Origin of the sequence: Colwellia sp. C1TZA3 (assembly GCF_007954265.1) — a bacterium.
Classification (GTDB): Bacteria; Pseudomonadota; Gammaproteobacteria; order Enterobacterales; family Alteromonadaceae; genus Cognaticolwellia.
In genome coordinates, this window is record NZ_VOLS01000075.1 from 1 (window position 1) to 14,122 (window position 14,122).

The window sequence follows — 14,122 nt, forward strand, 5'->3', positions numbered from 1 at the left end:
CAAAACTGACCCCCGTTTCTTTATCCACGCCACATAAAAAAGCCTTTCGTACCGTGCGGCTGCAAATGTGATAATACGGGGTATCTACTAAACTGATTTGTTGTGAGCGAGGTTTAGGCATAACAATTACCAAATTTAATTAAGGTAAATTAAGTCTAGTTTATTGAGGTAAATATACACAAGTTATTATGGGTGGCCTAATAAATCATACACAAGTTATTATGGGTGGCCTAATAAATCTTATGGGTGGCCTAATAAATCATAAATCACTAGGTAGTGTCGTTTAATTTTCCCTTAGACTATGTTCAGTAAGTCAATATTTGACAAAGTAAAAATACCGAACTATTTTTTATACCACTGTGGCCATCCATGTTCACAAACAATTAGGAAATAAAAAATGAAAAAATATTTCATCCAAGGACTGTTGTTTTGTGTTTTAAGTTTATTAGCTATTCAAAATGTATATGCAGAAGAACCCCCTTTTATTGGTGGTGAATACTGGGAAGTTACTGGTATAAAAATATCTGATGGTGCTAGCCTTAAATATTCGACGTGGCTTGCGGGCGAATGGCGTAAAAACAGCGATTTTGCAAAGTCACAAGGTTGGCTAATAGATGCTAAAGTTATTAGTAATGTTCACCCCAGAATGGATGAGCCTGATCTGTACTTGATTCGTGTATTCGAAAACATGGCATCAGTTGCTGAAAATGAAAAGCGTCGTGCCACGTATATGGCGTGGGCAAAGAAAAGTATGGAAAAGATGCAATCTGAAAGTGGAAACCGTGCTGATTTTCGAACAATAATGAGTACTTCATTGCTGCAAGAAATGAAATATCGAGATTAAGATTTAGCTGTCATCAATAAAGTAGGGTAGCTTCATTGCCCTACTTTCGCTATCAAGAAAACAAACACTAGCACATCACTACCTCACAAAAGTAAGCAAACCTTCGGCATATAGAGGGTTAGCCTAACAAGTTACACATTATCACTATAGCCTATATCCGACTAAACAATAAACCTGCCTACTCTAGACTATTGAAAGCTTTCCCACTGCATTTTGCTCTACTCCTTTTTGCGTTAAAATTTACTATGACCCTCACTTTAAATGAGATCTAACAACATAAATATTTCAATAACTGATCAGTTGTCATAAACCATATGACTATTTGACGATATGCCAGCGCGCTGAAAGAGCTACCTTCCAGTAGCTTAATTATAAATATTCCAAAAAAAACCAGTATTTATTTTCGTTTTGCAATCAAGAGTGCAGCCACAATCAACAGTGATCCGATGGCAAGCCTGACAAGTTCTTCTGGCGTCCCGCCCTTGGCTTCACCAAAAACAAATAAGGAGGCAAACATAGCCAGTGGCACAACCGCATTGTTAAACGCGGCTAATACCCCGACACTTGTTTGGGTTGCGCCTTTATTCCAAAAGAAGAAACCAAGCCCTGAGGCAATTAACCCCATATAAACTAAAACCAACCACTGCGTTGGTGTTGCGCTTAAAGGAATGGGGGGCTGCGAAGAAATTAACAGCGTAGCAACGGTGGTAAAAACAGCGGCACCTAAGTATAAAAAGCCAAATACAGAGCTGTCGCTAATATGTGGTCGACTTTGTTTCCAATCACGATAATAAACTTGCCCAAAAGCAAAAGCTATATTGGCTATTTGCATTAGGCAAAACCCTAGCCAAATTTCGCTTGACTCTATACTATCCATTTTTATAACGGCGGCGCCAAAAACGGATAGTAGTGTGGCCAATAAATACCAAGGGGTAAAACAACGCTGTCGAAGATCGTTGATAATAACAATATAAAGTGGCGTAAACACGCTAAATAGCGCAACTAAATGTGATGGTATATAACGAAAAGCGGAAAGATAACAGGTATACATGACACCGTATTGAAGTGCGCCAAGCAGTATCAGTTGCCATTTTTCCTGCCCGTTGGTGTTAGCTAGTTTTATAAAGGGCAGAAAAGCAATGAGCGCAAGTAATAGTCGGGTATCTGCTATTTGAAGTGGGTCAAGACCTTTGAGCGTGTTGCCAATAAGACCAAAAGAAAAAGCCCAAATCAGCGTAGGGATCACTAGATAAATCATTACAGGTCTCTAATAATTAATGTCAATTTATTCAATGGCTATTTGTAATAGTTAACTATTGTTCAAATACTACTGAGTAACGATTTGACCCCAACCAATAAGCTGGGGCCGATGCAAAGTACTTATACCAATCCCATTAAGTTATTGCTCACTTGTACTAGTTAAAATAGCTCAAGGCTGTGTTGCTCTCAATCCCAATAGCCAGCTATTGCTCAATCGAGCGCCTTACCTTGAGTTATTTTTCCTGCGCACAACAAGATCAAAAACTTAATGGAACTGGTATTATACCAATTTGATTAATTAAGTGATCACCTTTTTCATGAGGAAAAATGGATAAATACAAGGCATAAAATTTAGTCAGTAGTTATTCACCTTATAAATTTTATAACGCTGTAGTTATTCATTTTAACCATTAAAAATGAGCAGCTAATTAATCAACTTGGTATTATACAATGTTACCAATGATAAGTAGCACTGACAGTGAACTGTTCTCCACGTCCAGGTGTACCAGGTACCTCTTCAAAAGATTCATCCCAAAGATTATCTGCTGCAAGCACAATATCTAAACCTTTAAACTGCGCAGGAGAGATCTTTACCGTAAGGTGAGTAAATAAAGCATCGTCGTCGCCGTTTCTAAGCATATTTTCTTCTTGTTTACGCCACTCGTTATCAACACGGACTTCAACGATGTCGGTTGGGTGCCAAATAAGCCCTAATGTTACGCGGTGATCTGGGTAGTTCAAGGCATAAAAACTAGCATCGATGTCCGCAGCGCCATAATCTTCCGATTTATCAAAGAAGGTATAACTGGTGATGATTTCTGCATGCTCGAAACGCTTTACCGCCAGTAGCTCTAAACCTAGCGTATCGATATCGACCGGATTGGCAGAACGAGCAGAGGTTGAACTTAAGCTATAGGTCCAATCGGTTAAGTCATCATCTTGTCGATAAAAAATAGCGGCATCAAGGCGCCAAGTTTCTCGATCTAATGCCAAACCTAATTCAATATTTTTAGTAGTTTCACGCTCAAGATCATAATTACTTCTAAATAGCCCACCGGTATTACTTCCCCCAATAGCGGTATAACCTGCTACTTGACTAGCTTCTGCATAAGAGATGTAGAATGTTTGAGAGCTGTCATCAGCATTGATGCTATTCCATCTGACGTCACCAATCAATGACACTTGTGAATCGTCTCGGTTAGTATCGTCAAAAGCAGCGCCGAGACGAAAAGTTAACTGTTCATCATCTTGTAGATCCATGCGATATTCAGGCAAAACACTGAATTTGTAATAATGGCGAGAGGTAAAGTTATTTTCAAGCGTGGTTGATTCAATGTTGTCTGCTATAAACTGGCTTGAGTAATTCAGTGCAAATGACTCTGTTTGAGCATGGCGACCAGAAAGTGCTATCGATTTAACTTCAGTTTCATGAAAGGCTTGGAATACATCAGGATTTTCACGAGAAAAAACATAATGGTCGTTGTTACGGCGATAGTAGGTGGAAATTTCAAAGGTACTGTCTTGTGCGTAATCCTGTTGATGATTAAGGATTAATAATCGCGTTTTGATGTCTTCGGTTTCATTAACATTAAATGGCGTGTACATATTTGGCCAGCCAAAGAACTTCTCTTGAGAGCCAAAAAACAGCTCGGTTTGTGATGATGGTCCAACTAACTGAATACGACCAGAAGCACGTTGAAAGTCGTGGTCGCCATTTTCTATTGTACCGTCACTTTCAGAGCGAGAGTATTCAGCTTCAACACCGATAGTCCAATCGGTATAATCAGCCAGTGCCATGCTAACGCCGCTATGTACACGCTGGAGATTAAAGTTGTTATTGCCTGCGCCAATGGAAGCACTACCTGCGGTTTTTATCGCTGTCCAATCCCGAGAAACCGTGCCTACTGAGCTGTTAACACCGAGTAGAGCATTGTCTGCACCCGTCAGTATATTTGCGTTAGTTAACATTTCCTGAGCAATAGGAATTTCGGCAAAGTAATGTCCAGTTTGCGGATCAAGTAACGTTGCGCTGCCCACCCTAAAGCCAGTATTTTCAAAAATACCACCACGAATCGTCACATCAGCTTGAGCTTCTGCCATATTGCGCGATTGTAGATCAACGCGCGGATCATATTCTAGGTTTGAAACTGGCGAGCCAAAGGTGCCCACCGGTTTGGTATTAGCTGTGGTTGAAGCCTCAACGGTAATTATCTCAATATCTTTACTTGCATTAGAACTAACATTAAAACTATCGTCAGCTGCAGCTGAAAAAGTCGACAGGCTTAATAATAAAGCGGGCAAAGCAATCGGTACAACTCGAATCATGTTAGTCTTCTCTACTTACACTGTTTAAACTATGGGTAAAAACGATTATTTTTTCACTCCCCAACTCAGTCCACCCAGTAGCAGAAAGAGCCATTTCTCATACTTTTGCTAACAATGGGGCTTAACATATTGGAACAATCAAACGAAGGTATCGTAAGATAAAGCTAGGGGATTTATTTGAAAGGTAGTAATCGTTACGCTAAGTAATATTATATCTTAGCGGATAACATATTACACATGATAACCATTCTCGATTAATAATCGTTTACAACTGGGTGCATAATAAACAGGACGTTAACAAACAGAGTTATAACGGTTTACTCGCTATTATAATCAATGCATAACGCATAACGCATAAAATTTAATCTATTTTTTGTAAAGGTCCAAACTTGATGAAGAAACAACAAGCTAACAAGCAGGATAACAGCATGCAAGAAATCATTTATTTTGCCGGTGGTTGCCTTTGGGGTGTGCAAGAATTTATGAAGCACCTACCTGGCGTTTACGCTACAGAAGCAGGTCGAGTTAATGGCTTAACCAACACCACCAAGAGTAGTTATGATGGCTATGCAGAGTGTGTAAAAGTCACCTTCTGTCCAAGCGCTGTTAGTCTTGATGAGCTAATAGCTTATTTTTTTGAAATAATTGACCCTTACAGCGTCAATAAGCAAGGCGAAGATGTTGGCAAAAAATACCGCACCGGCATATACAGCGAACAAAGTCATCACCTCAAAACAGCCATTGAGTATATTACCCGCCATGATGATGCCGATAAAATGGTCGTTGAAGTTTTGCCACTGCTCAACTACGTGAAAAGCGATGCAGAACACCAAGAAAGATTAACTCACTTCCCCAATGATTATTGTCATATTCCTAAGCAGATATTACATAAATACAAGTAGCATTAAAAACTACCTTATGCCAAGAGTTAGCTATTCACACAAGTGATACATTAGCTTAAAATATGATGTTATACCAAGTTGATTAATTACCTGCTCATTTTTAATGGTTAAAATGAATAACTACAGCGTTATAAAATTTATAAGGTGAATAACTACTTATTAAATTTTATGCCTTGTATTTATTCATTTTTCCTCATGAAAAAGTAGATCACTTAATTAATCAAGTTGGTATTAAACCTAAAGACATTATGGGTATTTCTTTGAAAAATCATAAGTTTTAGCCTTGGCTAGTGACAAATTTAACATCATCACTAGCGACAAAAATAAAACATCAAGTTTATTCGATAATCGACTAATCAACCCATAAATATAGCTAAAAAAAAGTGGGTGGTTTTCTCAATTTTAATTTATTGGCCATTGTTTATTGTTGAAAACGATAAACCGATCCTAAAGATAGTAGCTGAGAGAGCTCGTCTAACGCCGTTCTTGACTCAATGAGCAATTGTGGATCTCTCAAATCGTCTATCGCCAATTTATCGCGATAATGACGATTAACCCAAGCGACTAGCTGCATATACAAGGTATCTGTTAACAAACAAGCAGGATTAACCGCAAGTAGTTCCTGCTCGGTCATTGCAACTCTCAAACGTAAACATGCAGGACCACCACCGTTTTTCATACTTTCATTAACATCAAAATATTCAACATGATTGATTGGATTATTAGCCGTGGTTAGGGACTGTAAATAATCATAAACTTTAGCATTATCACGACAATGCTTTGGCGCAATAATGGCCATAGTATTATCTTTTAACGTTACTATTTGCGTGTTAAAAAGGTAAGTGTTTACCGCATCCTCAATCGAAACCTGTTCTGTAGAAACTTCCAAGAAATGCAGCTTGTCACCGGTAAATTTACCCATGACCTCTTCTTTAAATCGCGCGGTATTGAGATAGGCTTGCTCATGGTAAAGAAAAACATTTTGATTACCTACTGCAATCACATCATTATGAAATACGCCCTGATCGATCACCTCAGGGTTTTGCTGCACAAAAACTGTATTCTCAGCAGACAAGCCATGTAATCTCGCTATTGCTTGACTAGCTTCTAACGTTTGCCGTGCAGGAAACTTTGTAGGTGCAGGTTTATCACGATTAAAGGCTGAACGGCCATAGGTAAATATCTCGACTCCTTTTTCACCATAGCCCTGACATAAACGCGTATGATTAGCCGCACCTTCATCACCAAAGTGTTCATTATCATTTAGGTGTTGGTGATGTTGAAAATGCTTATCATCACCAAACATGGCTTTAAGAATATTACTGGTTGTTTGGGGCTCTAATGAGCGATGAAATTTATTGGCTAAATTAGCTGCGGTAAAATGTACTTTTTGATCCAAGGTATCAGCGGAAGGAGATACGGTTGCCGCATTCGCTGTCCACATGGTTGATGCTGAGCAACAAGAGGCTAGTAGCGTGGGTGATGCTTTGTATGCTGCTGCCAATACTTGGGCATCTGTGCCATGAAAGCCTAATCTTTTTAAGGTGTAAATATCAGGACGTTCTTGCGGAGCAAATACGCCTTGATGTAATCCCATATCATGCAAGGCTTTCATCTTTTTCAAACCCTGCAATGCTGCACTTTTAGGGTTTGAACTCTCACTAGCATTCGATAAAGAAGCTACATTGCCCTCAGATAAGCCAGCATAATTGTGTGTAGGCCCAACTAAGCCATCAAAATTCACTTCACTACTTTTCATTATTTTGTCTCGAATACTGTCATTTATTAGAACGAAGCAAAGTATCTACCACTAAAGGGCTAACCTTACTTATCAATAGCTTGTGCACTTAAATATTATCTTATACCAATCCCATTAAGTTATTGCTCACTTGTACTAGTTAAAATAGCTCAAGGCTGTGCTGCTCTCAATCCCAATAGCCAGCTATTGCTCAATCGAGCACCTTACCTTGAGTTATTTTTCCTGCGCACAACAAGATCACAAACTTAATGGAACTGGTATTACATTAGAACTTTGCAGCATAATGAAGCATAGCAACTCAGTCATAATACTAATTTCATTAATTAGGTGGCCTACTTTACACGCAAAAAAAACGACCAAATATAAGGCATTTATTTTAATAACTTGTTGTTCTAATTATTAAATGACGCAGTAATTGGTTGTTTTAACCGGTAAAAATGATCAGATAATTAATGAGATTGGTATAACTATACCAACGTACCAATACAGTGCCTATAGAGTATTAATAATAAAATTAAAAAACGCTGTAACTCGCTTTAATCTTGTGATGATAAGGTGCGTGATTATTGCTCAACAACACTTTGTGTTGATAAAAAAAGAAGATTAAAAAGCGTACTGGAAATCAGGAGTTTTATCTGATAAGTCGCTGTTGGTGTAATTTTTATTTTTATTTTTATTTTTAAGTTACGTAAACGATTATTCTAGAATGGTTGTGTAATGATCACCTTAAAAAGTTAAAGTGATCGTAGCTAAAATTTATTACAAGGTTGCAGAGTATCGAGATATAAAAATTGACTGATACTCTGCAGGGGTATGCTTACTTAGGCATTAATACTGTATCAATAACGTGTATCACGCCATTACTCGCTTTGACATCTGCCATGATGACTGTTGCTTGGTTTATCATCACGTTTCCATCAACCACTTTAACCATTAACATTTGGCCTTGAATAGTAGCGGCACTGTCTATTTTCACGACATCTGTTGACATCACTTTTCCAGAAACTACGTGATATGTCAAAATTGAAGCAAGTTTAGCTTTATTTTCTGGTTTTAGTAGCATTTCAACGGTACCTTCAGGTAACTTGGCAAAAGCCTCATCTGTTGGCGCAAATACTGTAAAAGGCCCTTTACCTTTAAGCGTATCGACTAACCCAGCCGCTTTAATTGCTGCGACAAGGGTATTGAAAGAACCATTTTCAGCTGCTACATCAACAACGTCTTTTTTCATACCGTGCTCACCTTCATTATGATGACCTGCGTAAGAGGCAGGCATAAAAGCTAAGCTGGCAACCATAAGTGATAATACTGCAATAAATTTATTTAACATGATATTTCCTATTTAGTGATTACTGGTTTGACTACGCGTTTGTTAAATTAAAGTTACGTATGGCTAAGGGATTAAGATCAATTTGTTATTCATTCTTTAATGAAGCCTAGAATAGGAATAGCTAGTATAGCGATTACTGATAACTCGAAGAACACGGTTGAAATCACCATTAAATCAGTAACTCATATTAACCCTACAATTCTACTTTGGCACTGGGCACCATAGATTTAAAAAATAAATAGCATCCCAAGTTTTAGCGCTAAACTTACCATCGCTTTTAAAAATCTACTTCATCGGCACTAATCAATAATATTTTTCTTTAACTTTTAATAAAGTGGCGAGCATACCCGAAAGCAAAGCACAGCGAACACAAGCAGAAATACAATGATAATAAGGCATATCAATTAAACTGATTAGATTTTTTATGGTGTAGTCATCAAAGTGTTTTGCTTTAAAGGCGTCGTTAATACGAGTAGAACGCTTAATTTTCTCTACTCACTGAGCATGTCTGGGTTAATGGTTAGAAGCCCTATTGCTCGTAATAACGTTAGCACCTTTACTACTTAAGCAATACGATAGCGCAATTAAGATTAAACTTTATCAGTTCAAGAGTACGGTAATGCCAATTAGCTTTCGGTGATATGTCAGGCTAATAAATTTAACGCAATACCAGTAACTAGGGAGTCTCTAAAACGATTTAGTTGTGAGTTAAGTCAACTCTGCAGACAGGTTTCACAAAATAGATCGAGTCAGGATAAGCTAACCAAGTTTTTTATTGAATGGCGTTTATTATTTGAATCTAAGATTTGATTTATTCATCTTTATATTGTTTTATGTTCATTGACTCATAAAAACATAAAACTTCCTTTTACAAAAATTTTGAGTGTAATAATACTTAAAAGTTATTCCAATTTGTTTTCTTTACTCTTGAAAAACAACCATAATCTTTATCGGCATCTAATGCCTCAAAGTCATAACCGCTGTCAATTAATAAATAGACCCTTCCATCTTCAAATCTAATATAGACAGGGACTACTATTCTTTGATAGCTAAATTTAGGATTTTTTAGTAGTGAATTGTTCTCATTTTCTGAGATAGAAAGTATTTTGTCTAGTTTAAAATACGCTACCATTTCACCGTCACCATTGTGATAGCAGCCGTCAAAATATGCTTTAATAGCTGAAAATGATTGTGTTTTAGAGAATATATTTTTTTTGAAAAGAACTTTGTTTTTTTCTGGTAGCTGTATCCTAAATCTCACGCCAGGGTCTGCAGTAAGTTTAGAGATATCTGTGATGACAAAAACATCAGGTTCAGTGTTTCTGAACGCTAAAAATAAATTATTAAGCTCTTCTTTCGGATAAGATTGAAAGCCTAAACTATCAAGTGTAACCGAATTTACTTTTATCATTATTCTGCCTTTTATCATTCATCTAAAAGTGGCTCTTATCATAATTTATATTTATTTTATTAAATACAACTTTCTTTATGATCGCTACGAAACAGCTGAAAATACAGTGTTTTTTTCAGAATATACAACAAAATACAGAAAAAACACAAACACTATGTTAGTAAAATGTAGCTTTAATGCTACTAGGGTGTACAACTAAAAGTAGATCACGATATGCCAAGGAATTCGCAAATTGGGTTGTGACGAGTAACTTCATTCGTAAACGAGTATATTGCATACTAAAAGAGGATAGGTATAAGTCATTTTTATCTGTACTCAATACGTTTACTACTCAAAAGTATGATACCCAATATTGTAGTGAAAGCTTCATTGTAATAATTTACAAACTATTATCATGATACCAATTTGACTAATTAAGTGAGCAAAGCAAAACCATTCAACATGAGCACGCGATTATTACTTTTATCCGTTACGGCTAAGTATTCACTAAAATTAAGAGTATTTTAATGATGCAGTAAGCATTTATTCATTTTTTTGCACTCAATCTGTGCGCATAGTTATTTTTTGTGCACACAAACCTAGGTGAAAATCACCTCTCCTAAAATAAAGTCAATTAAAACAGACAGATAAAAAACTTCATACTAATGGCATCACCTTTGCTTTAACCGTTGAATAATGTTCTTCGTATTGTGTAAGCCAGCCACCTTAGTTAATAGCAAAGCCATTTTTTATTATTAACAAGGCAACAGCGTCTTTCATTAATAAAAAAAACAAATTTTAATTTTTAGGAGTTGTCGTATGAGTGGACAAGAAAGTCTCAATATTTTTTCATTCAAAGGTAAGATGAAAGCCTTACATATGAGTTGGATAGCGTTTTTCATTACTTTTGCTGTTTGGTTTAACTTTGCTCCCTTAGTGTCGGTAATTGCTGATTCATTAGGATTAACAAAAGATGAAATTAAAACCTTAATGCTATTAAACGTAGCGTTAACCATTCCGGCTCGCGTTGTTATTGGTATGCTTACGGATAAATACGGTCCCCGCTTAACATTCGCCGTATTACTTGCGGTATGTAGCCTTCCTTGTTTTATGTTTGCTTTTGCAAGCACATTTGAGCAAGCGGCTTTATCTCGCTTTTTATTAGGTTTTATTGGCGCTGGTTTTGTTATCGGTATTCGTATGGTATCTGAATGGTTCCCGGCTAATGAGCTTGGCACAGCTGAAGGTATTTACGGTGGCTGGGGTAACTTTGGTTCAGCGGCTGCAGCCATGTCACTCCCTACACTTGCGTTGGCCTTTGGTGGTGAAGACGGTTGGAGATACGCGGTTGCCTTTACCGGTGCATTAAGTTTAATTTTCAGTGTTATCTGGTATCAAAACGTCACAGACACGCCTAAAGGTTCAACCTACTTTAAACCGAAACAAACCGGTGCAATGGAAGTTACCTCAACCGGTGACTTCTTCCTGTTATTAATTATGAAAATTCCTATGTACGGCGCTTTAGCCTTACTAACATGGAAATTATCACCTGCTGGCGTGAGTTTATTATCAGCACAAAGTGCACTGATTTCCTACATTAGTCTAGTGGTTTTATTTGCTATTGAAGTAAAGCAAACCATTAAAGTCAACGGCCATTTATTTTCAAAACCAGTAGAAGAAATTCACCGTTATAAGTTTAAACAAGTGGCGGTGTTAAACATTCTATACTTTGCTACTTTTGGTTCCGAATTAGCGGTTGTCTCGATGTTACCGTTATTTTTCGCTGAGACCTTCGAGTTAAGCATGGTTTACGCCGCAATGTTAGCGTCGACTTATGCCTTTATGAACTTAATGTCTCGCCCTGGTGGCGGTTGGTTATCAGACCGGTTTGGTCGCAAAAAAACCTTATTAATTTTAACCGCTGGCTTGGCGCTTGGTTATTTAGCCATGTCTGAAATTACCGGTGAATGGCCTTTAGCCTTAGCCGTAGCAACAGCGATGGCTTGTTCGTTTTTCGTGCAAGCAGGTGAAGGTGCTGTATTTGCTGCCGTACCATTAATTAAACGTCGTTTAACCGGGCAAATTGCTGGTATGACCGGTGCTTACGGTAACGTGGGTGCGGTGGTTTACTTAACGGTATTAACCATGGTTGATTATTCAACCTTCTTTATGGTGATAGCAGCCACCGCTGTGCTAGGCTTTATTACATTACTCTTTATGCAAGAGCCTAAGGGTACGATTACCGAAGTGCGTGAAGATGGCACGGTAGCATTAATTAAAGTTGGTCACTAAAAAACATGAGCAGTGAAAAACAAACTCGCCAAAGTACGGTTGCTGATTTGCAATTGTGCTTCGGTGGTTTTTCTTCTAAAGGTTTGAAAGCGGAAAACCAAGACGCTTTTGCCGCCATAGTACCTAAAAAACTTGAATTACGCGCTAAAGGCGCGGTTGTTGCCATTGCTGATGGAGTATCAAGCGCGAGTAAAGCCGCTGATGCCTCACAGCTTGCGGTGACTCAATTTATTGAAGAATATCTTGCAACACCTCAAACATGGTCAACGCAAAAGTCTGCGGCTAAGGTATTAACCAGCTTAAATAACTGGTTATATTCACAAAGCGGCTTTATTGATGATTTAGCCTATCAAAACGTGCCACAGTGGCTAACAACTTTTTCAGCACTTATTGCTAAATCAACCACGGGTTATATTTTTCATGTTGGCGATACCCGTATAACAAAATATCGTCTTCAACAATTGGAAGTCGTTACCCGTGATCATAATCGCAAGCAAATTGGCCAACATAATTTATTAACAAGAGCATTAGGTGCAGATAATCGTTTAGAAGTTGATGTGCACCAAATTGATTTACAGTCGCGTGATTTATACATGCTAAGTTGCGATGGTATTCATGATTATATTACTAAGCCTGTTTTTAAAGCACTGTTTGACTCATTACCGTTATCACCAGATAAGTCTGACTTAGAAGCGCTTGCTAAAAAAATTGTAGAAACGGCACTTGAGCGCGGTAGTAATGACAATGTTACCTGTTTATTAGTCTATATTAACGCCGTGCCCAATCGTAAACTAGCCGAAATTGAACGTGACCTTAGTGCAAAAACGATTCCACCGGCATTAAAAATTGGCCAGAAACTTGATGGCTACTTGGTTAAAAAAGTAATCCACGCCAGCATTCGCTCACACTTGTATTTAGTGATCGATATTAAAACCAATAAACCTTATGTTTTAAAAGCACCTTCAGTTAATTTCTCAGACGATGCCCTTTATTTGCAAGGTTTTATGCGTGAAGCTTGGGTTGGCGAACGCATTACGCACGCTAACGTCATGCGTGTGCTACAAGGTAAGCAAGACAGTCCTTTTTTATACCATGTCTGTGAATATATTAAAGGGCAAACCTTAGGTGAATGGTTACATGACAATCCTAAACCGAGCATTGCACAAGTCCGCGATGTAATGAAACAAGTGATCAGCGCATTACGAGCGTTTCAACGCTTAGATTTAGTGCACCGCGACTTAAAACCAGACAACATAATGATCGATGAATATGGCCAGATTAAATTGATTGATTACGGCACCGTATTTGTCGCTTCACTTGATGAAAACCAAGAAACAATCAAAGAACAAGTACCGCAAGGCTCGTTAAATTATATTGCGCCTGAAACCTTATTGCATATGCAAGCTGACTATCAAAGTGACCTATTTTCATTGGGGGTTATTTGTTATGAAATGCTGTCAGGCGAACTACCTTACAAACCCATGCAACGTGCTCAAGTCACCATCAAGACTTATAACGACATGCAATATCGCAGCATTAAACAGTTTCGACCTGAGCTGCCGTTGTGGTTAGATCTAAGCTTACAAAAAGCAACCGCGGCCGATCCAAAACTGCGCTATCAAGCCTTTTCAGAATTCTTTGCTGATTTAATTAAACCCAGTTTATCTGCCGTTGAAGAATACAAAAAACAACCTTTGTTACAGCGTAACCCTTTATTGTTTTGGCAATCAGTATCCGCGTTGTTATTTGTTGGCTTGGTGGTATCTTTACTTAATTAATCGAGGTTAATTAATCGAGGTTAATTAACGTGTTATACCAATTACATTAAATTTGTGATCTAATGGTAGTTATGAAATATATTACTAAAAAACAATTATCTGAGAAATTGGAGCCTATTAATTTAAAGGCACTTATTGCTCAAGAAACCAATGGCAGAATGAGAATTCGCCTATTAGCTTTATTGCACATTAAGGATGGAGCTGACAGAACTCAAGCTGCCGAACATGTAAAAGTAAGCAGG

9 protein-coding genes are annotated in these 14,122 nt (G+C 37.8%); 4 read left to right on the top strand and 5 right to left on the bottom strand.

From position 1 onward, the window contains the following. The first annotated feature begins 397 nt into the window (after positions 1–397). On the top strand, positions 398–844 hold the full coding sequence (locus tag ESZ39_RS15905) for a hypothetical protein (protein WP_146880908.1): 447 nt from the start codon (positions 398–400) through the stop codon (positions 842–844). A 397-nt stretch (positions 845–1,241) separates the two neighbouring features. Here ESZ39_RS15905 and ESZ39_RS15910 read toward each other — a convergent pair whose 3' ends face one another. After that, a complete protein-coding gene (locus ESZ39_RS15910) occupies positions 1,242–2,102 on the bottom strand; it encodes an EamA family transporter (RefSeq protein ID WP_146880909.1) in 861 nt (286 codons plus the stop codon). Positions 2,103–2,557: 455 nt separating this feature from the next. Further along, on the bottom strand, positions 2,558–4,429 hold the full coding sequence (locus tag ESZ39_RS15915) for a TonB-dependent receptor plug domain-containing protein (protein WP_146880910.1): 1,872 nt from the start codon (positions 4,427–4,429) through the stop codon (positions 2,558–2,560). 392 nt (positions 4,430–4,821) lie between these two features. Here ESZ39_RS15915 and ESZ39_RS15920 point away from each other — a divergent pair, with 392 nt between their 5' ends. Then, positions 4,822–5,331, top strand: a complete 510-nt coding sequence (locus tag ESZ39_RS15920; protein WP_146880911.1) for a peptide-methionine (S)-S-oxide reductase — start codon at positions 4,822–4,824, stop codon at positions 5,329–5,331. A 421-nt stretch (positions 5,332–5,752) separates the two neighbouring features. Here the strand turns inward: ESZ39_RS15920 and astB are convergent, their stop codons facing one another. From astB to ESZ39_RS15935, 3 genes are all read right to left on the bottom strand, one after another. After that, complete coding sequence (gene astB / locus ESZ39_RS15925; RefSeq protein WP_146880912.1) at positions 5,753–7,090, bottom strand: N-succinylarginine dihydrolase; 1,338 nt, start codon at positions 7,088–7,090, stop codon at positions 5,753–5,755. A gap of 817 nt (positions 7,091–7,907) precedes the next feature. Continuing rightward, the gene (locus ESZ39_RS15930) at positions 7,908–8,420 is read right to left on the bottom strand and encodes a fasciclin domain-containing protein (RefSeq protein WP_146880913.1); all 513 of its coding nucleotides are present in this window, start codon (positions 8,418–8,420) and stop codon (positions 7,908–7,910) included. 895 nt (positions 8,421–9,315) lie between these two features. Continuing rightward, positions 9,316–9,831, bottom strand: a complete 516-nt coding sequence (locus tag ESZ39_RS15935) for a hypothetical protein (protein ID WP_146880914.1) — start codon at positions 9,829–9,831, stop codon at positions 9,316–9,318. 798 nt (positions 9,832–10,629) lie between these two features. Here ESZ39_RS15935 and ESZ39_RS15940 point away from each other — a divergent pair. Further along, positions 10,630–12,102, top strand: a complete 1,473-nt coding sequence (locus tag ESZ39_RS15940; protein ID WP_146880915.1) for a NarK family nitrate/nitrite MFS transporter — start codon at positions 10,630–10,632, stop codon at positions 12,100–12,102. 5 nt (positions 12,103–12,107) lie between these two features. Beyond that, positions 12,108–13,880 carry a bifunctional protein-serine/threonine kinase/phosphatase gene (locus ESZ39_RS15945; RefSeq protein WP_146880916.1) on the top strand — a complete coding sequence of 591 codons (1,773 nt, stop codon included), beginning with the start codon at positions 12,108–12,110 and terminating at the stop codon, positions 13,878–13,880. Positions 13,881–14,122 lie beyond the last annotated feature (242 nt).